At 65.8% G+C, this 22,378-nt stretch carries 18 protein-coding genes; 16 read left to right on the forward strand and 2 right to left on the reverse strand.

The annotated features are described in order from the left end of the window. The first annotated feature begins 15 nt into the window (after nucleotides 1–15). The 6 genes from rnd (at nucleotide 16) to modC (ending at nucleotide 4,822) form a co-directional block, all read left to right on the forward strand. On the forward strand, nucleotides 16–1,149 hold the full coding sequence (gene rnd, locus HHA01_RS03810; protein WP_246053804.1) for a ribonuclease D: 1,134 nt from the start codon (nucleotides 16–18) through the stop codon (nucleotides 1,147–1,149). Next, nucleotides 1,146–1,448, forward strand: coding sequence for a YcgL domain-containing protein (locus HHA01_RS03815; protein ID WP_141317899.1), 303 nt, complete (start codon nucleotides 1,146–1,148; stop codon nucleotides 1,446–1,448). The genes rnd and HHA01_RS03815 overlap by 4 nt, the downstream gene beginning before the upstream one ends. 219 nt (nucleotides 1,449–1,667) lie before the next feature. Next, nucleotides 1,668–2,114, forward strand: coding sequence for a YcgN family cysteine cluster protein (locus HHA01_RS03820; RefSeq protein ID WP_141317901.1), 447 nt, complete (start codon nucleotides 1,668–1,670; stop codon nucleotides 2,112–2,114). Nucleotides 2,115–2,121: 7 nt separating this feature from the next. After that, complete coding sequence (gene modA / locus HHA01_RS03825; RefSeq protein WP_141317903.1) at nucleotides 2,122–2,889, forward strand: molybdate ABC transporter substrate-binding protein; 768 nt, start codon at nucleotides 2,122–2,124, stop codon at nucleotides 2,887–2,889. Nucleotides 2,890–3,044: 155 nt separating this feature from the next. Further along, nucleotides 3,045–3,740, forward strand: a complete 696-nt coding sequence (gene modB, locus HHA01_RS03830; RefSeq protein ID WP_141317905.1) for a molybdate ABC transporter permease subunit — start codon at nucleotides 3,045–3,047, stop codon at nucleotides 3,738–3,740. Further along, a complete protein-coding gene (gene modC / locus HHA01_RS03835; protein WP_141317907.1) occupies nucleotides 3,737–4,822 on the forward strand; it encodes a molybdenum ABC transporter ATP-binding protein in 1,086 nt (361 codons plus the stop codon). The genes modB and modC overlap by 4 nt, the downstream gene beginning before the upstream one ends. 125 nt (nucleotides 4,823–4,947) lie before the next feature. Here the strand turns inward: modC and HHA01_RS03840 are convergent, their stop codons facing one another. Then, nucleotides 4,948–7,032 carry a S9 family peptidase gene (locus HHA01_RS03840; RefSeq protein ID WP_141317909.1) on the reverse strand — a complete coding sequence of 695 codons (2,085 nt, stop codon included), beginning with the start codon at nucleotides 7,030–7,032 and terminating at the stop codon, nucleotides 4,948–4,950. Nucleotides 7,033–7,261: 229 nt separating this feature from the next. On the opposite strand from HHA01_RS03840, the gene HHA01_RS03845 reads away from it, so the two are divergent. The 9 genes from HHA01_RS03845 to HHA01_RS03885 all read left to right on the forward strand — a co-directional run bounded on the left by HHA01_RS03845 (nucleotide 7,262) and on the right by HHA01_RS03885 (nucleotide 19,966). Continuing rightward, the gene (locus HHA01_RS03845; RefSeq protein WP_141317911.1) at nucleotides 7,262–7,687 is read left to right on the forward strand and encodes a hypothetical protein; all 426 of its coding nucleotides are present in this window, start codon (nucleotides 7,262–7,264) and stop codon (nucleotides 7,685–7,687) included. A 10-nt stretch (nucleotides 7,688–7,697) separates the two neighbouring features. Further along, nucleotides 7,698–9,530, forward strand: a complete 1,833-nt coding sequence (locus HHA01_RS03850; RefSeq protein ID WP_141317913.1) for a VWA domain-containing protein — start codon at nucleotides 7,698–7,700, stop codon at nucleotides 9,528–9,530. Further along, nucleotides 9,523–10,305 (forward strand): class II glutamine amidotransferase, encoded by a 783-nt coding sequence (locus HHA01_RS03855; RefSeq protein WP_141317915.1) that lies wholly within the window; start codon nucleotides 9,523–9,525, stop codon nucleotides 10,303–10,305. Before HHA01_RS03850 ends, HHA01_RS03855 begins: the two co-directional genes overlap by 8 nt. A gap of 153 nt (nucleotides 10,306–10,458) precedes the next feature. Beyond that, complete coding sequence (locus HHA01_RS03860) at nucleotides 10,459–12,123, forward strand: AMP-binding protein (RefSeq protein WP_141317918.1); 1,665 nt, start codon at nucleotides 10,459–10,461, stop codon at nucleotides 12,121–12,123. A gap of 134 nt (nucleotides 12,124–12,257) precedes the next feature. Further along, a complete protein-coding gene (gene hrpA / locus HHA01_RS03865) occupies nucleotides 12,258–16,289 on the forward strand; it encodes an ATP-dependent RNA helicase HrpA (RefSeq protein WP_141317920.1) in 4,032 nt (1,343 codons plus the stop codon). A 38-nt stretch (nucleotides 16,290–16,327) separates the two neighbouring features. Then, the gene (locus HHA01_RS03870) at nucleotides 16,328–17,449 is read left to right on the forward strand and encodes a beta-ketoacyl-ACP synthase III (RefSeq protein WP_141317922.1); all 1,122 of its coding nucleotides are present in this window, start codon (nucleotides 16,328–16,330) and stop codon (nucleotides 17,447–17,449) included. A 38-nt stretch (nucleotides 17,450–17,487) separates the two neighbouring features. Further along, on the forward strand, nucleotides 17,488–18,267 hold the full coding sequence (locus HHA01_RS03875) for an MlaA family lipoprotein (RefSeq protein WP_141317924.1): 780 nt from the start codon (nucleotides 17,488–17,490) through the stop codon (nucleotides 18,265–18,267). A gap of 12 nt (nucleotides 18,268–18,279) precedes the next feature. Beyond that, on the forward strand, nucleotides 18,280–19,470 hold the full coding sequence (locus HHA01_RS03880; RefSeq protein ID WP_141317926.1) for a PP2C family protein-serine/threonine phosphatase: 1,191 nt from the start codon (nucleotides 18,280–18,282) through the stop codon (nucleotides 19,468–19,470). After that, nucleotides 19,457–19,966, forward strand: coding sequence for an STAS domain-containing protein (locus HHA01_RS03885; RefSeq protein ID WP_141317928.1), 510 nt, complete (start codon nucleotides 19,457–19,459; stop codon nucleotides 19,964–19,966). The genes HHA01_RS03880 and HHA01_RS03885 overlap by 14 nt, the downstream gene beginning before the upstream one ends. A 47-nt stretch (nucleotides 19,967–20,013) precedes the next feature. On the opposite strand, the gene tal is transcribed toward HHA01_RS03885, so the two are convergent. Next, entirely contained in the window at nucleotides 20,014–20,952 is a 939-nt protein-coding gene (gene tal / locus HHA01_RS03890; protein ID WP_141317930.1) for a transaldolase, read from the reverse strand. 148 nt (nucleotides 20,953–21,100) lie between these two features. On the opposite strand from tal, the gene HHA01_RS03895 reads away from it, so the two are divergent. Beyond that, nucleotides 21,101–22,348, forward strand: coding sequence for a Bcr/CflA family multidrug efflux MFS transporter (locus tag HHA01_RS03895; protein WP_141317932.1), 1,248 nt, complete (start codon nucleotides 21,101–21,103; stop codon nucleotides 22,346–22,348). Nucleotides 22,349–22,378: the final 30 nt, after the last annotated feature.

The following is a 22,378-nucleotide window of genomic DNA, read 5'->3' on the forward strand; positions in this document are numbered from 1 at the left end:
CCACCGGACCCTTGCATGCCCCTGACCCCCGAAATTCGCTGGATCGATACGCCCGAGGCCCTGGATGCGGCCTGTGCCGAGGTGGCCCAGGCCGATGTCATCGCGCTGGATACCGAGTTCTTCCGTGAACGGACCTTCTATCCCGTACCGGCCCTGGTTCAGTTCTGTGCCGGCGACACCGCCTATCTGGTCGATCCGACGGTGCTGGCGTGCACCGACACGTTTCGCCAACTGCTGGGCGAAGGGCCGCTCAAGCTGCTGCATGCCTCCAGTGAGGACCTCGAGGTGTTCGCCCTGTGGTCGGGCGTGACCATCGCGCCGCTGGTCGATACACAGATTGCCCAGGCGTTGATCGGCGAAGTGCCGTCCATGGGCTATCAGAAGCTGGTGGAATTCTGGATCGGTGAGACTCTGCCCAAGGACGAGACGCGTTCCAACTGGCTGGAACGCCCGCTCAGCGAGACGCAGAAGACATACGCGGCGCTGGATGTGATCTATCTGGTCGCGGTGTGGCGGGCCCAGCGGGAATCACTGCTGCGTCATGGGCGACTGGAATGGCTCGAGGAGGAGTGCCAGCAGCTGGCCGAGCAGGCGAGCCGCGACACCCAGAGTTATGGCCAGTGGTACCTGCGGCAACGCCAGCTGTGGCGGCTCTCGCCGCGCCAGGTCGAGGCCTATCGGCGCCTGACCATCTGGCGCGAGGGGGAGGTGCGGCGTCGTGACTTGCCGCGTGGCTGGCTGGCCAGCGACAAGTTGCTGTACGCCATCGCCGAGCGCATGCCGGACAATCGCTATGAGCTTGCCGAGGTGGAGGGCGTCAAGCCGCCGTTGGTCAAGCGCGAGGGCGATACCCTGCTGCGCCTGGTGCGCGAAACGAAGCACCTCGATGAGGCCGATCTGCCAACGCCGCCCTGGTCGCCGATGGATGCGGCTTTCAAGAAGCGCCACAAGGCGCTGAAGAAGGTCGTGGCCAACGAGGCCGAAAGCCTTGGCGTGGCCCCGGAGCTGTTGCTGCGGCGGCGCGACATGGAGGCGCTGGTGGGCGCCGCCTTGCGTGGCGAGAACCTGCCTCTGCCCGGCGGCTGGCGCGGCGAACGCCTGGCCGAACGCCTGGAGAAAGCCCTCGACGAGACGGTGGTGAGCTCATGAGCTATCTGAGTGGCAAGCTGCTGTGTGACGTCTTCAAGAGCCCGCTCAAGGAGGGGATGTATCTGTTCGTCGACAAGCGCCAGGGGCTCGACGAGGTTCCCGAAGCATTGCTGGAGCGTTTCGGCGAGCCGGTGTCGGCCATGACCCTGCTGCTGACGCCGGAGAAGTCACTGGCGAGGACCACCGGGGCGGCGATCATGGCGGCCATCGAGGAGAAGGGCTATTACCTGCAGATGCCCCCGGCCAAGGAGGAGTATCTGCTGGATCTGTATCGCACCCCGACGGAGGGGAGGTATTGAGTAAGCTGGAAGAGGGAAGAGGGAAGAGGGAAGAGGGGCGTAGCTGTAAGCCGTAAGCGGTAAGTCAAGGGCACCCCCCCCGTTGAACTCAGGGCGACGGGGACCAAACGAAGCGAGGGTCATCTGCCATGGATGGCAGATGTAGCGCCCACGGAAGGGTTTACAGCGCCCTCGCGAAGATTGGTCGCCGGAAGGCCCTCTTTGATTGGCCGGATTTTCATGAGAGAGCGTTTCTGGGAGCGTTTCCCGCTGGGTGAGTTGACCGGTGAGGAGTGGGAGGCATTGTGTGATGGTTGCGGGCAGTGCTGCCTGGTCAAGCTGCAGGATGATGATGGGGATCTGGCGGTGCTCAATGTGGCCTGCGAGTTGCTGGATATCGGCAGCTGCCGGTGCAGTGACTACGAGAACCGCTTCGCGCGTGTGCCCGACTGCCAGCAGCTGACGCCGGAGCGTGTCGAGGAGTTCAAGTGGCTGCCGGGCTCCTGCGCCTATCGTCGTCTGGCGGAGGGGCGCAAGCTGGCTGGTTGGCATCCCTTGATTTCGGGCGATCCGCAGCGCGTGCATCGCAAGGGCATCAGCGTGCGCAGCTTTGCCGTCTCCCAGCAGGGCATTTCGGACGAGGAACTCGAGGACCATATCATTGCCATTATTCCCGTCGAGGATTGAGACCGGCGTGCGGCGGCTGCGCTGCGGGCTCTGCGGGGGCGCGCTGGCATTGCTGACCTGCCTGCCGACGTTCGCCGTGGCCGAGGCGCGGGTCGAGCTATTTGCGGCGGCCTCGATGACCGATGCCATCGACGAGGCCCTGGTCCGCTTCGAGGCCTCCCACGACGTGGACGTGGTGCCGGTGTATGCGGCATCTTCCACCCTGGCGCGGCAGATTGCCCATGGCGCGCCGGCCGAGGTGTATATCCCGGCGAACGTCAAGTGGATGGACTGGCTGGGCGAGCAGGGTGTGATCCTGAGCGAACGCACCGCTCTGTTGCATAACCGCCTGGCGCTGATTGCACCGCAGGATTCGCCGTTCGATGATTTGGCGCCTGGCGAGGGGGAGTCGCTGGCCGACCGGCTGGCAGACGGCGAACGCCTGGCCGTCGGCGACCCGGCCCATGTGCCGGCCGGCATCTACGCCAGACAGGCCCTTGAGTCGCTGGGCGAATGGCAGGCCCTGTCACCGCGCCTGGCACGCGCCGCCAATGTGCGTGCCGCCCTGGCACTGGTCGCCCGCGGTGAAGCCCCGTTGGGCGTGGTCTACCGCACCGATGCCCTGGCAAGCGACGCCGTGCGCTCGCTGGGCCTGTTCCCGGAATCGGCCCATCCGCCCATCACCTACCCGATCGCCACCATCGGCGCAGCCCCCTCGCCGGCGGCACTGGAACTGCGAGGCTGGCTGGAGAGTGAGGAAGCGATGGAGATATTCAAGGCGCAAGGCTTCCGCTGAAGAAGGAAGAAGGAAGAAGGAAGAAGCCAGGCTAGTCTCGGAATTGTGGTTTCAAGGGTTTTCTTCCCTCTTCAAGCGGCGCGAGCCGCGTTCTTGCCTCTTCCAGGCGCGGAAGCACCGTTCTTACCTCCCACCTAGCTCCGTTCGAGGACCCCATGCTGACCGATGCTGAAATCGAGGCGATTCTGATCAGTCTTCAGGTGGCGGGTGTCGCGCTGGCGTGGATTCTGATTCCCGGTATTGGCGTGGCGTGGTTGATGGCGCGGCGGGAGTTTCCCGGCAAGGCGTTGCTGGATGGTTTGCTGCATCTGCCGTTGGTGTTGCCGCCGGTGGTGGTGGGCTATCTGCTGTTGCTGACGTTGGGCAGTCAGGGTGTGGTGGGGCAGTGGTTGAACGCGGCCTGGGGCGTGAGTCTGCCGTTTACCTGGCAGGGGGCGGCGGTGGCCGGAGGCGTGATGGCCTTTCCCTTGCTGGTGCGGGCCGTGCGGCTTTCCCTGGAGGCGGTGGATCCGCGTCTTGAGGCCGCGGCCAGTACCCTGGGCGCCGGGCGCTGGCGGGTGTTTGTGACCATTACGCTGCCGCTGACCCTGCCGGGCCTGCTGACCGGCGGGGTGCTGGCCTTCGCCCGGGCGCTCTCGGAGTTCGGGGCGACCATCACCTTCGCCTCGAACATCCCCGGGGAAACCCGAACCCTGCCGCTGGCGCTGTACTCGCTGATTCAGACACCCGGCGGCGAGGCGGCAGCGGCACGCCTGTGTGCCATTTCGGTGGTCATTGCCATGATCTCGCTGGTGGCGTCCGAGTGGCTGGCACGCCGGGCGCGGGCGCGACTGCAGGGGCGTGACGCATGAGCCTGCTCGAGCTGGAGGTGCGTCAGCGGCTGGGGGATTTCTCCCTTGAGCTCGACCTGGCGATCGAGGAGCCCGGTGTCACGGCGCTGTTCGGCCCCTCGGGCAGTGGCAAGACCAGTCTGTTGCGCCTGCTGGCCGGCCTGGACCGCCCCGAGCAGGGTCGTATCCGCTTGAACGGTGAGGCCCTGGTGGACACGGCACGGCGTACCTGGGTGCCGGCGCATCGGCGGCGCCTGGGCGTGGTCTTCCAGGAGGCGCGGCTGTTTCCTCACTATCGCGTGCGCGGCAACCTGACCTACGGCATGCCGCGCCATCTGGCGGGTCGCTTCGAGGCCGTGGTCGAGCTGCTGGGCATCGAGCCGCTGCTGGCGCGCTATCCGGCCACGCTTTCCGGTGGCGAGGCGCGCCGCGTGGCCATCGGTCGGGCGCTTTTGAGTGATCCGTGCATGCTGCTGATGGACGAGCCGCTGACCGGCCTGGATGGCGCTCGCAAGGCGGAACTGCTGCGCTACATCCAGCGCTTGGCCGGGGAAGTCGAGGTGCCGATCCTCTACGTCAGCCATGAGCCGGCGGAGCTGCTGGAGATTGCCGATACCCTGGTGCTGATGGAAGCGGGCAGGGTGCTGGCACAGGGGGAGCTGGATGCTCTGCTGCAGCGTTGCGACCTGAGCGAGGCGCTGGGCGGCTTCGATGCCGCGATGCGTCTGGAGGCCCGCGTGGAAGACCACGACACGGCCTATGGGCTCACCCATCTGCGCCTGGATGATGGTCAGCCGCTCAGCGTGCCGACCCTGCAGGCCGAGCCGGGGCAGCGAGTGCGGCTGCGCGTGCCGGTGCGTGATGTGGCCCTGGCCCTTTCGCCCAGCGCCGAGCTGAGTTACCGCAACCAGCTCGCCGCGGTCATCGACCAGGCCTGGGCACCCCCCGGCGACCCCACCACCATGGAACTGCGGCTGCGCCTCGGCGAGCAGATGCTGCGTGCCCGCCTGACCCGCCACGCCTTCGACCAGCTCGGCCTGGTCGAAGGCCAGCACGTTACCGCACTGATTCGGAGTGTGGCGTTTGCCCGGCGGGAGCTTTGAAGAGGGAAGAAAGAAGAGGGAAGAAGGAAGGCAAAGAAGACTATAGCATCTTGCCCCTTGAAGGCACTTGGTGCCGCTCTTCCTTCTTCCCTCTTCGAGCGGCGAAGCCGCGTACTTTCACAACCTCACGCCTTCCCCATCGCCCAGAGGATGAAGGCGTCTTCGCGGGCATGGTCGCGCCAGGCCTTGAAGCGTCCTGAGGCGCCGCCGTGGCCGGCGTCCATGTCGGTGCGCAGCAGCGGGGGCGGGGTGCTTGCCGGGTCGGTGCGTTCGCTGAGGCGGGCGTAGAGCTTGGCCGGTTCCCAGTAGGAGACGCGGGTGTCGTGCCAGCCGCCCTGGATGAAGACCGGCGGCCAGGGGCGTTCGGGCAGGTTGTCGAGCGGCGAGTAGGCGGCGATGCGCTGGAAGACCTCGGGGTCGCGCGGATCGCCCCATTCGCTGTATTCGGCGGTGGTCAGCGGCAGCTCTGGGTTCTGCATGGTGCGCAGCACGTCGACGAAGGGCACATCGAGCACGGCGGCGCAGAAGCTGTCCGGGGCCAGGTTGAGGCTGGCGCCGACCAGCAGACCGCCGGCGCTGCCGCCGTGGGCGACGATGCGTCGGCCATCGCTGATGCCTTGCTCGACCAGGGCGTCGCGGGCGGCGATGAAGTCATGAAAGCTGTTGGTCTTGTGGGCCAGCTTGCCGGCCAGATACCAGGGCTCGCCACGCTCGCCGCCGCCGCGCACATGGGCCACGGCAAAGGCCACGCCACGCGCCAGGAGTTCCAGGCGGGCGGCCGAGAACCAGGCGTCCTGGACTTCGCCGTAGGCGCCATAGCCGTCGAGCAGGGTCGGCAGGGCAGTGCCCGCCAGGTCGGCGCGCATGACCACGGAGACCGGCACCTGTTCGCCATCATGGGAACTGGCCCAGAGCCGCCGGCAGGTGAGCTGTTCGGGCTGCAGGTCGCCATGCACCGGCAGGCGCTTGAGGAGGCGGCGTTCGCCGCTGTCCAGGTCCAGTGCGCTCCAGCTGGGCGGCCGGGTGAAGGATTCCTCGCGCAGGCGCAACTCTCGGGTGTCGAAGTGCGGCGTGGCGTCCAGACCCTGGCTGCAGGGTAGCTCGCCGAGGGGCAGCCATTCATCGCGCTGCACACCATGCTGGTCATCCAGCTCGATCACACGCAGGCGTACCTGGGCCTGGTCATGGTCGCGTTCGCTGAGCACCAGGCCCCAGGTGAAGGCGTCGACGCCCTCCAGGGTGGTGTCATGACGGTGGTCGATGAGCCGTTCACCGTCGCTATCCGGCTGCGCTTCGTCGAGGCGCGTCAGGCAGAAGTGCGGGGCCTGACGATTGTGCAGCATGTAGAAGTGGCCGGGACGGTGGTCGATGGCGTATTCGACCCCGGCTTCACGCGGGCGGAAACACCAGGCCGGCGTCTGCGGGGCACTGGCGGGAACCAGGTGGGTCTCGCTGGTGTCCTTGGAGGCGGATTCGAGTACCAGCCATTGCCGCGAGCGGGTCTTGCCCATGCCCAGCCAGAATTCCGGGTCGTCTTCGCGCAGGACGAGCGAGGCGCTGCCGGCGCTCGGCGCGGCGCCGAGCGTCAACGGCAGTCGCCAGATGCTTTCCGGTCGCTGGGTGGTGTCGAAGCGCGTGAACAGCAGTGTCGTGCCATCTTCCGCCCAGCACAGCTCTGGGCCGACATCCTCGAGCAGTCGAGCCGGCTCGCCATCCGGCAGGGCTTTCAGCCACAGGTTGAAGACTTCGTCGCCCGTGGTGTCTTCCGTCCAGGCCAGCCAGGCTTCGTCCGGGGACAGGGCCATGTCGCCGACCTCGAAGAAGACCCGGTCGGCGGCGCGGGCCTGGGTGTCGAAGAAGGCTTCGCTGGCCTCGGGGTCACCATTGGGGTGACGCCACCACACCGGGTGGTCGGCATCGGCGGCGGTCTCGTGCCACAGCGTGAAATGGTCCAGCGGCACCGGCAGACTGCGTTCGGCCAGTTCGCGGCGTGCCAGGTGCCCCTGGTAAAGCGCTTCGGTGAGTGGCTCGAGAGGGGCGAACCAACGGCTGGCCTCGTCGTTGGCGGCCTCGATAAAGGCCGTTACCTCAGGGTCGTCACTCGCTTCCAGCCATTGCCAGGCCGGGTCATCGGGGCGTCGGAAATGATCGATCGGGCGGCAGGATGGGCGCGAATCGGGGTTTTGGCCATGTGGCGGCTGTGCTTTCATGCTGCGGGATGTACCATAAACGGAGTAAATTCAATAAGGAAAACACTGGATTAATGCCTGTGCATGCGAATCGCTGCGTGACTCGGTGCTCGAAAGCTCGCCTAACCTTTTGTTATGTCTCGCTTTCTGTGCTCCGGCCGCCCTGTGCTTCGCTATGCTCGGCGATTTCTTCAGCGCTTCCTAAGATGCGTCACTGGTTAAGACCTACCATACGCGAATGAGGTGATCGATGCTGATTTCAGATTCCATGCCGCTACTGTGGCTGATTTATGCGGTGCTGTCGCTGGTGGTACTGGGAACGGGCTATATGGGCCTGGCGTTCCTGCCGCGCTTGCCGCGGCTGGTGATTACCTGGATGGTCGCCGGCATCATGTGGGTGCCGTCCAGTTTCAGCACGCCGATCAATGACCAGGGGGATATCTATACTGGCGTGGCGCCGGCGGTGGTCGTTGCCGGTCTGGCGTTCCTCGAGGGTGATACTGCCGGCATGGGCTCGTCACTCTTGCTGGTCGCGGTGGCGGCGGTGATCGGTGGGCTGCTGGGCGTGTTGCTGTGGCGTCGCAAGGGCGGCAAGGCCCAACGAGGGGCCGCGGCCAAGGGGCGTCAGGATGACCAACAGGATGGCCAGGCGCGCCGTGAGCCCGTCGTCGGCTGAGGATTCCTTCATGGCAGCATTCGGGTGCCGGAACTTGCTGGCGGGACTGGCGTTTGCCGTGTTGTTGTGCCTGCCGGCACCTGCGGCGGTGGCCCAGGTGCCCGAGCAGGAGCCCGATGTGCGGGTGGTGGTGGATGTGTCCGGCAGCATGAAGCGCAATGATCCCGACCAGTTGGCCGCCAGTGCCATGGAGCTGCTGGTCTCGGTGCTGCCGAGCGGTACCCGGGCTGGGGTCTGGACCTTCGGCGAGAGTGTCGCGAACCCGCTGCCCCTGGGTGAAGTCTCCGAGCAATGGCGCGACCGGGCCCTGGCTCTGCCGCCGGCGCTGCGCGACTACCAGCAATATACCGATATCGAGGCGGCGCTGGCGCAGGCCGCGGATGCCGAGGCCAACGGCTGGCGGCATCTGATCCTGATGACCGATGGCGTCGTTGACCTGCCACCCGCCCGGGGCAGCAAGCCGGCCATCGACGAGGCCTCGCGGCAGCGGCTGGTCGACGACATGGCTCAGCGTTTCGCCAATAACGGGGTGGTGGTGCATGCCATTGCCTTTTCCGACGATGCCGATCTGGCCCTGGTCGAGCAGCTGGCCCAGCGTACCGGTGGCCTGGCGGCGCTGGCCCAGTCGCCGGAGCAGTTGCTGGGTACCTTTCTGGATATTGTCGAGCGCATCTTCCCGTCGGATCAGGTGCCGCTGGACGATAACAACCGTTTCATGATCGATGACAGCGTGGATAACCTGTCCGCACTGATTTTTCACGGGCCGGATGAGGGGCCGGTGACCCTGGTGGCGCCGGATGGTACCCGCTATACCGCCGAGACCGCGCCCGAAGGGGGGCGCTGGCAGGTCGAACCGCGCTTCGATCTGATCCGCGTGCCACAGCCAGTGTCCGGTGAGTGGCGCATCGAGGGGCCGGTGGGAGCCAAGAGCCGCATCAGTGTGACCTCGCCCTGGCGGCTGCGCACCTCGGCCTTGCCGACTACCCTGTATCGCGGCTTCCCGGTGCCTCTCGAGGCCTGGTTGAGCCATGCGGAGGGCAGTGCCGTCATGCCCGCCGAGCTGCAGTTTTCCGTGACGCTGACGGGAGAGGATGATCGGCCTCTGGCATCGCTGCAACTGGAGCCGATGGAGCGCGATGGCCATTTCCAGGGGGTCTTGCCGGCCCCCGAGCAGACCGGCAACGCCCGCCTGCTGATCCGTGCCCGAGCGGATAGCTTCGCACGCCAGCGTAGCCAGGCGGTGAACATCCTGCCGTCCATCGGGGTGGCGCATGAGCCCGATACAGGACAGTTGATCTTTGTCGCCGAACATCCCCGCCTCAATCGTAGGAACACGCGTATCCAGGCGGATTTCCAGGGCCGGCAACTGAGCGTCGAAGCGGTGGGCGAGAGCCGCTGGCGGCTGACCCTGCCCGAGGTCGAGGAGGACGTGAGTCAGCCCCTGCGCCTCAGTGCCCGCGCCGAGCTGGATGGTGAAACGCATGAATGGCGTCTGCCCACCGTGACGCTCAACGCCGACAGCGTGGTCGGCATTGATCGCCTGGACATGGCGGGCCCGACGCTTGCCACGGAACGCTTTGCCGGGGAGGACGAGACCCCGCCGCCGTCGCCGTCGGTGGGGCCGGCCGATCGTTTCGTCGACTGGGTCAATGCCCTGCCGGAGCTGCTGCAGCAGGGCTGGCAGGCCGGCTGGCCCGGTGTGGAGCGGACGGCTGCCCGGCACGCCAAGGACCCGCGGCTCTGGATCGCCGTGGCGGCCCTGGCGCTGATCGTGCTGGCGGGGGTCGGCTGGCGTCGCCGGCGGCGCGCCTCGGGTACCACAAGGAAGGAACCGCATGTGTGAACTGCTTGGCATGAGTGCCAATGTCCCCACCGATATCTGTTTCAGTTTCTCCGGCTTTCTGCACCGCGGCGGGGGGACCGGCCCGCATCGTGATGGCTGGGGCATCGCCTTCTACGAGGCTGGCGGCTATCGGGATTTTCGCGACCCGCACCCGTCCGTGGATTCGCCCATCGCGCGCTTGATACGCGATTACCCGATCAAGTCGCATGTGGTGATCAGCCACATTCGCCAGGCCAATGTCGGCCAGGTCAAGCTGGCCAACACCCATCCCTTCACCCGCGAGATGTGGGGACGACCCTGGTGCTATGCGCACAATGGTCAGCTCAGCGAGGCCTGGCAGGAGCTGCCATTGTCGTTCTACCAGCCGGTCGGTACCACCGACAGCGAGCATGCCTTCTGCTGGCTGATGGGCGAGCTGCGTCAGGCCTTTCCCGAGCCGCCGCAGGACCCCGAGTCGTTGTGGTGCCACCTGCACCGCCTGTGTGAACAGCTGCGCGGGCTGGGCGTCTTCAATCTGCTGCTGGCGGATGGCGAGCATCTGTATACCTATTGTTCTTCCAAGCTGGCACACATCACCCGGCGAGCCCCCTTTGGCCAGGCCAGTCTCTCCGATGCCGAGCTGAACGTGAACTTTGCGGAACATACCACGCCCAATGATGTGGTATCGGTGATAGCCACCGAGCCCTTGACCGATAATGAAGACTGGGTGCGCATGGAGCCCGGTGAGTTGCTGGTGTGGCGTGATGGGGAAATCCAGGGGCGATTTAAAACGTGAGTTTCAATCGACTGTTTTTTATCCGGCCCTGACTGGTATAAGCTGACCCGACAAGGCAGACGATCGACGCTTTACCCAGCGACCCGACAGGCAAGATCGCAAACCAGAACAACAAGGGCCGACCCGGCGTCGGCGCCCATCGTGGAGAATGCCATGAACGAGCACGCCAACTCCGCCATCCTGCATGGCCCGGATCTGGAAGGCACCGGCAAGTATCAATCAGTGCTGGAGGTCTTCCACTCGAGCACCGAGCGCTTCGCCGACAAGACCGCCTTCAGTTGCATGGGCCAGTCGCTCAGCTATCGCGAGCTGGATCGCCTGTCCGGTGACTTTGCGGCCTGGCTGCAGCACGAGACCGAGCTCCAGCCCGGCGACCGGGTGGCCATTCAGCTGCCCAATACCCTGCAGTTTCCCGTGGCGGTGTTCGGTGCCGTGCGGGCCGGCATGGTCGTGGTCAATACCAATCCGCTGTATACCGAGCGGGAAATGGCCCATCAGTTCAAGGACTCGGGGGCGCGTGCCATCCTGATCCTGGCCAACATGGCCGACAAGCTGGAGCGCATCCTCGATCGCACCGATATCGAGCATGTGGTGGTGACCGAACTGGGCGACCTGCACGGCTTTCCCAAGCGCCATCTGATCAATGCCGTGGTCAAGTACGTCAAGAAGATGGTGCCGAGCTTCCAGCTGCCGCAGGCCGTGACGTTGCGCCAGGCGCTCAAGCGCGGCAGTGGCCTGTCGCATCAGGATGTCACCCCAGGGCCCGAGGATATCGCTGCCCTGCAGTACACCGGCGGCACCACCGGGCCGGCCAAGGGCACCATGCTGACCCACGGCAACCTGGTGGCCAATATGCTGCAGGCCCGCCAGGCCATTGGCCCGGGACTGGGCGAGGGCTGTGAGGTGGTGGTGGCGCCGCTGCCGGTCTACCACATCTACACCTTCACGGTGAATTGCCTGTTCATGCTGGAAAGCGGCAACCACAGCGTGTTGATCACCAACCCGCGCGACCTGGATGCCTTCGTCAAGGAGCTGAAGTCGCTGGACTTCACTGGCTTCATCGGCCTCAACACCCTGTTCAATGCCCTGTGCAATCGCGACGACTTCCAGGCCCTGGACTTCTCGTCGCTGCGCCTGACCATCTCCGGCGGCATGGCCCTGACCCGGGCCGCAGCCCAGCGCTGGGAAGAGGTGACCGGCTGTGCCATTACCGAGGGCTATGGGCTGACCGAGACCTCGCCGATCGTCAGCTTCAATCCGGTCGACGGCATTCGGCTGGGTACCATCGGCAAGCCCGTGGGCGGAACTTCCGTCAAGGTCGTGGACCTCGACGGCCATGATCTGCCGATGGGCGAGGCGGGCGAGTTGTGCGTACGCGGCCCCCAGGTCATGAAGGGCTACTGGCAGTGCGAGGCGGAGACTGCCAAGGTGCTGGACGCCGAGGGCTGGTTCCATACCGGCGACATCGCCGAGCTGCAGGACGATGGCTATATCCGCATCGTCGACCGCAAGAAGGACATGATTCTGGTCTCCGGCTTCAACGTCTACCCCAACGAGATCGAGGATGTGGTGGCCGGTCATCCCGGCGTCGTGGAAGTCGCGGCGGTCGGCGTGCCGGACGAGGAAAGCGGCGAGGCGGTCAAGCTGTTCGTCGTTGCCGGGGATGCCGACCTGGATGCCGAGACCCTGCGTCAGTGGTGCAAGAAGGAACTCGCCGCCTACAAGGTGCCGCGCCAGGTGGAATTCCGTGACGAGCTGCCGAAGACCAATGTCGGCAAGGTATTGCGCCGCGAGTTGCGCGACCAGGATAGTGCCTGACGCCTGACGCCTGACGCCTGACGCCTGACGCCTGACGCCTGACGCCTGACGCCTGACACCCCGATTAGGAGCCGAAAGCCTGCTCACGTTACAATCCCGGTCGCACCAACGATCACCGGAGTCATCGAGCCATCGTGAGTAGCCATCCCCAGACCGACACCGCCCCCGACGTTTCCGCTTCCGATCACGATGCCCTGCGCGCCTTGCAGGGTGAGCTGTCCGGTGTGCAGTCGCGCGATGAGCCGCGCCTGCGCAAGCGCCTGACGGGGCTGATGCGCCGGCAGCAGCAGGGCAAGCCCGTGGATCGCGGGCTCCACGAGCTGCGCCGCGAGATCGCCGGGTCGCGGGGCCGGGTCGAGGCGCGTGCCGCCGGCTCGGTGCATCTCGAGTATCCGCCGGAACTGCCGGTCGCCGAGCGGCGTGAGGATATTCTCGCGGCGCTGCGCGATCATCAGGTGGTGGTGGTGGCCGGCGAGACCGGCTCGGGCAAGACGACTCAGCTGCCCAAGCTGTGCCTGGAGCTCGGGCTCGGCCAGCGCGGCCTGGTCGGCCACACCCAGCCGCGCCGACTGGCGGCACGCTCGGTGGCCACGCGTCTGGCCGAGGAAATGCAGGTGCCACTGGGCGAGCAGGTCGGTTACCAGGTGCGCTTTACCGACCAGACCGCGGACAGCACTCGGGTCAAGCTGATGACCGATGGCATCCTGCTGGCCGAGACGCGCCATGACCCGGATCTGACACGCTACGAAGCGATCATCATCGACGAGGCCCACGAACGCAGCCTCAACATCGATTTCCTGCTGGGCTACCTCAAGCGCTTGATGGCGCGGCGGCCGGACCTGAAGATCATCATTACCTCGGCGACCATCGACGTGGAGCGCTTTGCCCAGCATTTCGCGAGCTCGGGTGCCGAGGGCGAGTCCGTGCCGGCGCCGGTGGTCGAGGTGTCCGGGCGTGCCTATCCCGTGGACGTGCGCTACCGCCCCCTGGTGCGCGCGGATGACGAGGAAGAGGACCGCACCCTGCAGGAAGGTATCCTGCATGCGGTGGAGGAAATCGAGAGCATCGAACGCGAGAAGCGCTGGTTCCACGGGCCGCGGGATATCCTGATCTTCCTGCCCGGCGAGCGCGAGATTCGCGAGGCCGCCGACACATTGAGGCGCGCCGATCTGCGCGACACCGAGATCCTGCCACTCTATGCGCGCCTGTCCAATGCCGAGCAGAACCGCGTCTTCGCGCCCCACAAGGGGCGGCGCATCGTGCTCTCGACCAATGTCGCCGAGACCTCGCTCACCGTGCCCGGCATTCGTTATGTGATCGACCCCGGCCTGGTGCGCATCAGCCGTTACAGTTATCGCGCCAAGATTCAGCGCCTGCCCATCGAGCCGATCAGTCAGGCCAGCGCCAACCAGCGCAAGGGGCGTTGCGGGCGTGTCGCCGAGGGCGTGTGCATCCGCCTCTACGACGAGGACGACTTCCTGGGACGGCCGGAATTCACTGACCCGGAGATCCGGCGCACCAACCTGGCCTCGGTGATCCTCTCCATGCTGTCGCTGAAGCTGGGGGATATCGAGGCCTTTCCGTTCGTCGATCCACCGGACTCGCGCTTTGTCAGCGATGGTTTCCGGCTGCTCTACGAGCTCGGCGCGGTGGATGATGGCCAGCGCCTGACGCCCACCGGAAAGCGCCTGGCCCGCTTGCCGATCGACCCGCGGCTGGCGCGCATGCTGCTGGCGGGGGCCGAGCAGGGCGGCCTGCGCGAGGTCCTGATCGTGGTCTCGGCACTGGCGACCCAGGACCCGCGCGACCGGCCGGCCGAGAAGCGCGAGGCGGCCGATCAGGCGCATCGCCGCTGGCAGGATGCCGACTCCGATTTCGTCACCCTGCTCAATTTGTGGAATGGCTTCGAAGAGGCCCGCGAGGAGCTGTCCGGCAATCGGCTGCGCCGCTGGTGCCGCGACCACTACCTGAATTATCTGCGCCTGCGCGAGTGGCACGATACCTTTCGTCAGCTGCGTCAGTTGCTGCGCGACATGGACATCGAGGTCCCGGCCCGGCCGACACAGCCGGTGGTGGTCACCGAATCCGACCGGGAGAGCGCGCGGCAGGCGCAACGCGACAACGCCGTGCAGCTGCACAAGGCGCTGTTGCCGGGCCTGCTCTCGCACCTGGGGCAGTTCCACGAGAATCGCGAGTACCTCGGGGCGCGCAATCGCAAGTTCATGATCCATCCGGGTTCCGGACTGTCGAAGAAGACGCCCAAGTGGCTGATGGCCTTCGAGCTGATCGAGACATCGCGGCTGTTCGCGCGCACCGTGGCGCGCATCGACCCGCAGTGGATCGAGCCGGCGGCGGGGCACCTGGTCAAGCGCAGTTACAGCGAGCCGCACTGGGAGATGAAACGTGCCCAGGTGGTGGCCTTCGAGCAGGTGACCCTGTTCGGCCTGCCCATCGTGGCGCGCCGCCGCGTGCATTACGGGCCCATCGCGCCGCAGGAGGCCCGCGAGCTGTTCATTCGTCGCGCCCTGGTCGAGGGCGAGTTCCGGACGCGGGGCGAGTTCTTCGCCCATAACCGGGCCCTGGTCGAGGAAGTCGAGGATCTCGAGGATCGGGCGCGCAAGCGCGACATCCTGGTCGACGAAGAAGCGCTGTTCGACTTCTACGACGCGCGGCTTCCGGAGGACGTCTACAACGGCAAGAGCTTCGAGGCCTGGCGCAAGAAGGCCGAGCGTGACGACGCGGATATCCTCAAGTTCGATCGTCAGGCGCTGTTCGCTCGCCAGGCCGAGGAAGTCACCCAGGCGGATTACCCCGATGAGCTGGTGCTGGGCGGGGTGCGTTATCCGCTGGCCTATCACTTCTCGCCGGGGGCGGCGGATGATGGCGTGACGCTGACGGTGCCGGCGGCGATGCTGCCGCAGCTGCCGGCCGGGCGTCTGGAATGGCTGGTGCCGGGGCTGCTGCGCGAGAAGTGCATCAGCCTGGTCAAGTCGCTGCCCAAGTCGATCCGCCGCCAGGTGGTGCCGATCCCCGATTGGGTGGACGCCGCCCTGCAGGCCATGACGCCCGACGATACGCCACTGACCGAGGCGCTGGGCGAGTTCCTGCGGCGCAAGACCGGGGCACGCCCCCACCCGGATGACTGGCGCTTCGACCAGCTCGAGCCGCACCTGATCATGAACCTCAAGGTGGTCGACCATGAGGGCAATGAACTCGGCCAGGGCCGGGATGTGCGCGAACTGGAGCGGCGTTTCGAGAAGGCCGCCGGGCAGGGCGCTCAGGCGCTGGCCGAGCAGGCCAGCGAGGGGCAGGCACTGGACACACTGCCAGCCTCGGCCCTGCCGGAATCGCGTGTCACCACCCAGGCGGGCATCCGGGTCGAGGCCTTTCCGGCGGTGGTGCCGCGTGGCGAGGCCCTGGATGTGGAGCTCTTCGATCACCCCGACAAGGCCCGTGAGGCCCACCGGCGCGGCGTCGTCTGGGCGGCCCGGGCGCGGCTGCCCGATCAGGCCCGGGCCATCGAGCGCCTGCCGGGCATGAAGCCCTGTGCCTTGCTGTTCACCAAGGTCGGCAGCAAGCGTCAGCTCACGGATGACGTCATCGATGCGGCCTTCCGTCAGGTGGTGGCGGTGGATCCGCTGCCACGCTCGGCCGACGAGCTCGAGCAGCGTGTCAGCGAGTGTCGCGCTGAGGTGGTGCCGCGGGCGGAAGCGCTGCTGGCCACCCTGGAAAAGGCCCTGGAAGGCCATCTGGCAGTGACCAAGGCGTTGAAGGGCAATCTGAATCTTTCGCTGGCGCTGGTATACAGTGATCTCAAGGCCCAGATGCAGCGGCTGGTGTATCCCGGCTTTGTCAGTGAGGCAGGCGACTGGCTGGAGGAGTATCCTCGTTACATGGAAGCCGCGTGCATCCGTCTGGAGAAGGCGCCACGCGAGCGCATGCGTGACCAGATGCATATGCAGGAAATACAGGACTTGGAAGCTCGTCTGGCCGCGCGTCGCGAGAGCGAGCGCCGCGGTGAGGTCGAGGATCCGACACTGGTCGAGTTCGGCTGGTGGATCGAGGAATTGCGGGTGTCATTGTTCGCACAGCAGCTGGGAACCCGCATGCCGGTGTCGGCCAAGCGCCTGGAAAAACGCTGGGCGGAAATCACCGGGCGCGGCTGAGGCTCATCGGTGTCAATGGGCGAGATAGGGAGAGTCAGATGACCCGAGTGGTTATGACCGGCACGGGGCTATTCACGCCGCCGAATGCCATCGACAATGCTGCCCTGGTGGCGAGCTTCAATACCTGGGTGGCGGCCGAGAACGAACGCCTGGCCGGTGCCATCGAGGCGGGGCAATGTGAGCCGCTGGCGGCCTCCAGCGAGGACTTCATCGTCAAGGCGTCCGGCATTCACAGTCGCTATGTGATGGATGCCGAGGGCATTCTGGATCCCGAGCGGATGCGACCGAACCTCCCGGTGCGCGGCAATGATGAGCTGTCGGTCCAGGCCGAAATGGGGCTTGCCGCGGCGCACGAGGCCCTGGCGTCGGCGGGGGTGTCGGCCGCCGACATCGACCAGGTGATCGTCGCCTGTTCCAATCTGGAGCGCCCCTATCCGGCCGTGGCGGTCGAGCTGCAGGCGGCGCTCGGTGCCGGCGGGCATGCCTACGACATGAACGTGGCCTGTTCGTCGGCGACCTTCGCCATCGATGCGGCCAGTAATGCCATTCGCGCGGGTGCGGCGCGTCGCGTTCTGGTGGTCAGCCCGGAGATCTGCTCGGCCCATCTGAATTTTCGCGATCGCGATAGTCATTTCATCTTCGGCGATGCCTGCACGGCCATCGTGCTGGAAGATGATGCCGTGGCCACCGCCGACTCGCGTTTCGAGGTGCTGGGCACGCGACTGGTGACGCAGTTCTCCAACGCCATTCGCAACAATGCCGGCTTCCTCAACCGAGTGTCTGATGCGGATCCGCTGGCGGCGGACAAGCTTTTCGTTCAGGAAGGGCGGCGCGTGTTCAAGGAGGTCTGCCCCATGGTGGCCGGCCTGATCGGCGAGCATCTGGCGCAGCTCGAGTTGAGCAGAGATGATCTGTCGCGGCTGTGGCTGCATCAGGCCAATCGCCACATGAACGATCTGATCGCGCGTCGGGTGCTGGGGCGCGAGCCTGCGGCCGGCGAAGCGCCGATCATTCTCGACCGCTATGCCAATACCAGTTCGGCCGGCTCGATCATCGCCTTCCACCTGCATCGCGATGACCTGGCCTCGGGGTCGCTGGGGGTGGTGTGTTCCTTCGGTGCGGGCTACAGTGCCGGCAATGTCGTGGTGCGTCGCCGCTGACGATAGAGTGATATAACTGGCAGGAGACCCTTGAAGCAATGAATCGACCATTCACGACGACTTTTTCCCGGGCAGCGCGGCCTTTGCTGGCCGGGCTGGCGCTGGTCGTGCTGTCCGGCTGCGCGACGACCCAGAGCTCTGCACCGGCCAATCCCGAGGATCCCTGGGAGGGCTTCAATCGGGGGGTGTTCGCCTTCAACGAGACCCTCGATCGCTATGCCTTGAAGCCGGTGGCCCAGGGCTATCGCTTCGTGACGCCGGATCCGGTGGAAACCGGGGTCGGCAACTTCTTCTCGAACCTGGGTGAAATTCGCACCACGCTCAACAGTTTGCTGCAGGGCAAGGGCTCGAATGCCAGTGCCTCGACCGGCCGCTTTTTGCTCAACTCCACGGTGGGTGTGCTCGGTGTCTTCGACGTGGCCTCTCAGATAGGCCTGCACGCACGCGAGGAAGACTTCGGCCAGACCCTGGGCAGCTGGGGTGTGGCCTCGGGCCCCTACCTGGTACTGCCGCTGCTGGGGCCGAGTACGCTGCGTGATACCGGTGGCCTGCCGGTGGATATGTACACCTATCCGACGACCTATATCGAGGACGACGCGGTGCGCTATTCGCTGACCGGGCTGCGTGTCATCGACACGCGCGCCGGTCTGCTGGATCAGGAAAAGCTGATTCAGGGCGATCGCTATTCCTTCATCCGTGATAGCTGGCTGCAGCGTCGACACTTCGAGGTCAACGACGGTGAGCTGGGCGAAGATCCCTTCGCCACTGATGATTTCGACCTGGAAGGCAGTGATTTTGATGATGCCTTCGCCGAGTGAGGCGGTGACAGGATGTCGAGCGACAATGCGTTGATCGGCGTGGTCGACCGGCCGGGTGCCGAACGTGATGCCCTGGCCAGTACCATCGCCAAGGACGGTCTCGCGGTCCTGGCCGCGGGCGATGTCGACCAGCTTCCGGAGGAGACGGTGCTGGTGGTGGTGCACTCCCGCGCCGTCTCGCCCGGCGACTGGCCGGAGCTGTGCCGGCGTCTGCCGACGCTGGTCGTCAGCGATGATCGTCAGGACAGCGAGCTGTTCTCGGCGGTGGACGCGGGTCTGGTGGACTATGTCGTCGATCCTCTGCGCCACGGCCATCTGCTGCGTCGCATGATTCGCCGGGTCATCGAGATCAATGACCTGGCCCGGGAGCAGGAGCGCGACCGGCGTCGGCTCGCCGAGCTCAATGAGCATCTCGAGACGCATCTGGCCATGCTGCGTCTCGACCAGCAGGCGGGCGGGCAGATCCAGCGCAAGCTGCTGCCGCCCAGCCCGCAGTACTCGGGCAGCGTGCGCTGCGATTACTGGCTGGCGCCGTCGCTCTATCTCTCCGGGGATTTTCTTGACTTCCAGCATTTCGACGAACGCTACACCATCTTCTATTTCGCCGATGTATCCGGCCATGGCGCGTCATCGGCCTTCGTCACCGTCCTGCTCAAGTACCTGTTCAACCGCTGGCAGGGCGAGTGGGACGGCCGCGACCCGGAAGCGCTGGCCCCGGGCTGGCTGGCAGCGCTCAATCGCGAGTTGCTGGATACCGGCATTGGCAAGCATGCCACCCTCTTCGTCGGGGTGATTGACCGCGAGCAGCGATATCTTCACTATTCGCTCGGCTCGCAGTTCCCGATGCCGCTGCTGGTGGTCGACGACACCACGTTGACGCTGGCCGGCGAGGGTATGCCGGTGGGCCTGTTTCCGGATGTCGAGTACCCGCGTCTGGGCTGCGCCCTGCCGGACGACTTCAGGCTGTGGCTGTGTTCCGATGGCATTCTCGATTGCCTGCCGGGGGCGTCGCTGGATGAACGCCTGGAGGTGCTCATGCAACGGGCCCGGTCTCACCGAACGCTGGCCGGCTTGCGCGACAGCCTGTCGCTTGGCGAGCGGGTGGAGGGCAATGAGGTGGCCGCGGATGATGCCAATGGCGATGAGCTGCCGGATGACCTGACGATCATGATGTTGAGCGGATTTGGCGATGATAATGCATGAAGGCCGTATTCAGGCGGCGTTCGATTCCGGGGTGTTCGTGCTCAAGCTGAGTGGCGATGTGCGCCTGACGCTGTGCGCGACCCTCGACCAGCAGGCTCAGCAACTGGCCGCCACGCCGGGGCTGGAGGCCGTGATGGTCGATCTGCGCGAGGCCACCAATGTGGACTCGACGGCGCTCGGCTTTCTGGCCAAGGTGGCCATGGCGTTGCGTGATCGCCTCGACCAGGCGCCGACCATCGTGGTCGACAACCCGGATGTACGCCGCATGCTCGATGTCATGGGGTTTGCGCGCTATTACACCCTGCTGGAGTCGCCGGTCACCGAGCCTCACCAACTGCATGACCTGGACGCCGTGCCTGCGGGTGAGGCCGACACCCGTGAGCGTGTGCTCGAGGCGCATCGCATCCTGATGCACATGAGCGAGCATAATCGCGAACAGTTCCAGCCACTGGTGGATATGCTCGAGGCGCAGCGCTCCTCAAGCTCCTCCGAATAGCCTTCCTCACCGACGCCTCGCGGTAGCGGTCGCGTTCGCCTTGCTCATCAGCCCTGGCGCAGTTCGGCCAGCAGGGCTTCCAGCTTGCGCTGGTCGGCCATGAACTTGCGAATGCCTTCGGCCAGTTTCTCGGTGGCCATGGCGTCCTCGTTCAGGTCCCAGCGGAATTCGGCGTCGTCCTGCGGGGCAGGGGCCTGGGTCTCGGCGTCCAGTGGTGTCAGCCGGCGTTCCAGCAGTTGTCGGGTCTCGGACAACTCCTCGAGCAGGGCCGGCGAAATGGTCAGGCGATCGCAGCCCGCCAATGCCTGAATCTCGCCGCTGTTGCGGAAGCTGGCGCCCATTACCACGGTCTCGTAGCCGTTTCCCTTGAAGTGTTCGTAGATGTGGCGAACCGACTGCACACCGGGATCCCGGTCGCCGCTGAAGTCGGCTTGCGGGTCGTGCGCCTTGTGCCAGTCGAGAATACGCCCGACGAACGGCGAGACCAGGGTGACGCCGGCGTCGGCACAGGCCCTGGCCTGGGCAAAGCTGAACAGCAGCGTCAGGTTGGTGTGGATGCCCTCGCGTTCGAGCACGCGTGCGGCCTGGATGCCTTCCCAGGTGGCGGCGACCTTGATCAGGATGCGCTCGGCCGGCACGCCCTGGCGGTCATAGCGCTCGATCAGTGAGCGCGCTCTGGCCAGGGTGGCCTGGGTGTCGAAGGAGAGCTGGGCACTGACCTCGGTGGAGACATAACCCGGTACCAGCTGGGTGATCTCGCTGCCGATCTCGACCGCCACGGCGTCCAGGGCCGCGTCGATATCGGTGGCACGGCGGGCGATGTCGGCCAGGCGGGCGCGGCGTTCCGGCTGCTGGGCGGCCTGAAGGATCAGCGAGGGGTTGGTGGTGGCATCGGTGGGCTGGAAGCGCCGAATGGCGTCCAGGTCGCCGGTATCGGCCACCACGGTGGTCATTTGCTTGAGCTGTGAGAGCTGGTCGTCGGCCATGCGGTTTCCTCGGTCGAAAGCATTGGAAGTGACCTTCACTCTACCAAGCCAGCGACGCTGACAACACTGGGCCGGCATTGGCATGCCGGCACGCGACGTCGAATGACGTTATCATGGAGGCTTCGACCCGCAAGCTTGTGGAGGCCCCTTGAAACTCGATGCTCGACGAACCGCCCTGCTGGTGGCGGCCAATACCGCGCTGGCGCCCTTTGCCATTGATGCCTATCTGCCTGCCATGCCGGCACTGGCCGAGGCCGTGGATGCCAGCGTGCATCATACCGAGCTGTCGATCAGTTTCTTCCTGCTGGGCTTCGCGCTCGGCCAGTTGACCGGGGGGCCGCTGTCCGATCGCTTCGGTCGGCGCCCGGTGCTGCTGAGCGGGCTGGTGATCTTCCTGATTGCCAGCCTGCTGATCACCCAGGTCAATACCCTGACCGAGCTGCTCGGGCTGCGCTTCGTCCAGGCGCTGGGCGGCGGGGCCTGTGTGGTCAATTCGGCGGCCATCGTGCGGGATTGTTTCAGTGGTCGCGAGGCCGCCAAGGTCATGTCGACCATGGCCATGATCATGATGCTGGCGCCACTGGCTGCGCCGGCAGTGGGCTCCGGCCTGTTGTACCTGGCCGACTGGTGGCTGATCTTCGTCTTCCTGGCGGTGTATGCCGCCTTCCTGCTGTGGCTGATGGGAACGCGCCTGCCGGAGACGCGGCCCGTGGATGCCCCGATGGCCTCGGCGCGCCAGGTACTGCGCAACTATGCCAGCGTGCTGCGCCATCGCGAGGCCATGGGCTATGTGCTGTCGGTGGCGACCACCTTTGCCGGCATGTTCGCCTTCATCACGGCCTCGCCGTTTCTCTATATCACCCATTACGGCATCTCGCCGGCCATTTATCCGGTCGTGTTCGGGGCCAATGTGGTGGTCATGGCGGGCTCGAATCGCCTCAATATCCGTCTGTTGCGGCGGCGCAGTCCGCAGCAGAACATGCGCCTGGGCATGGGAGTGCAACTGGCGGTGGCCGTCGGCCTGATCGGGCTGGTGGCGACCGGGTTGGATTCGCCCTATACGGTGGTGCCGCTGATCATGGTGTTCATGGGCATGGTGGGGCTGATCACGCCCAATGCCATGTCGTCGATGCTCGAACACTTCAGCCACATGAGTGCCACGGCCACGGCACTGCTGGGCAGCATCCAGTTCACCTGCGGCTCGCTGGCGGGTGTCATCGTCAGTGCCTTCGAGATCGACAGCGCCTGGCCCATGGTGCTGACCATGCTGGTGGTGTCGCTATCGGGCAATATCGCGTTGCGCATGCTGGCGGGGCATGCGCTTGGCGCGCCATCCCCGGCGCGCTCGGGGGAGCCGGACGCCCGCAGCGAGACGGAACAGAAAGGCGCTTCATGATTTTTTGCATCAAATGACGCGGTGTCATGA

It is taken from the genome of Halomonas halmophila, from assembly GCF_006540005.1.
GTDB classification, from domain to species: Bacteria; Pseudomonadota; Gammaproteobacteria; order Pseudomonadales; family Halomonadaceae; genus Halomonas; species Halomonas halmophila.

What these genes read in the sequence shown, in the direction of transcription:
- HHA01_RS03875 (WP_141317924.1), top strand. Translation starts at nt 17,488, where the DNA reads ATGAATCGACCATTCACGACGACTTTTTCCCGGGCAGCGCGGCCTTTG.
- modC (WP_141317907.1), top strand. Translation starts at nt 3,737, where the DNA reads ATGAGCCTGCTCGAGCTGGAGGTGCGTCAGCGGCTGGGGGATTTCTCC.
- HHA01_RS03820 (WP_141317901.1), top strand. Translation starts at nt 1,668, where the DNA reads ATGAGAGAGCGTTTCTGGGAGCGTTTCCCGCTGGGTGAGTTGACCGGT.
- HHA01_RS03815 (WP_141317899.1), top strand. Translation starts at nt 1,146, where the DNA reads ATGAGCTATCTGAGTGGCAAGCTGCTGTGTGACGTCTTCAAGAGCCCG.
- modB (WP_141317905.1), top strand. Translation starts at nt 3,045, where the DNA reads ATGCTGACCGATGCTGAAATCGAGGCGATTCTGATCAGTCTTCAGGTG.
- rnd (WP_246053804.1), top strand. Translation starts at nt 16, where the DNA reads ATGCCCCTGACCCCCGAAATTCGCTGGATCGATACGCCCGAGGCCCTG.
- tal (WP_141317930.1), bottom strand. Translation starts at nt 20,952, where the DNA reads ATGGCCGACGACCAGCTCTCACAGCTCAAGCAAATGACCACCGTGGTG.
- HHA01_RS03850 (WP_141317913.1), top strand. Translation starts at nt 7,698, where the DNA reads ATGGCAGCATTCGGGTGCCGGAACTTGCTGGCGGGACTGGCGTTTGCC.
- HHA01_RS03885 (WP_141317928.1), top strand. Translation starts at nt 19,457, where the DNA reads ATGATAATGCATGAAGGCCGTATTCAGGCGGCGTTCGATTCCGGGGTG.
- HHA01_RS03870 (WP_141317922.1), top strand. Translation starts at nt 16,328, where the DNA reads ATGACCCGAGTGGTTATGACCGGCACGGGGCTATTCACGCCGCCGAAT.
- HHA01_RS03855 (WP_141317915.1), top strand. Translation starts at nt 9,523, where the DNA reads ATGTGTGAACTGCTTGGCATGAGTGCCAATGTCCCCACCGATATCTGT.
- HHA01_RS03845 (WP_141317911.1), top strand. Translation starts at nt 7,262, where the DNA reads ATGCTGATTTCAGATTCCATGCCGCTACTGTGGCTGATTTATGCGGTG.
- HHA01_RS03840 (WP_141317909.1), bottom strand. Translation starts at nt 7,032, where the DNA reads ATGAAAGCACAGCCGCCACATGGCCAAAACCCCGATTCGCGCCCATCC.
- HHA01_RS03860 (WP_141317918.1), top strand. Translation starts at nt 10,459, where the DNA reads ATGAACGAGCACGCCAACTCCGCCATCCTGCATGGCCCGGATCTGGAA.
- HHA01_RS03880 (WP_141317926.1), top strand. Translation starts at nt 18,280, where the DNA reads ATGTCGAGCGACAATGCGTTGATCGGCGTGGTCGACCGGCCGGGTGCC.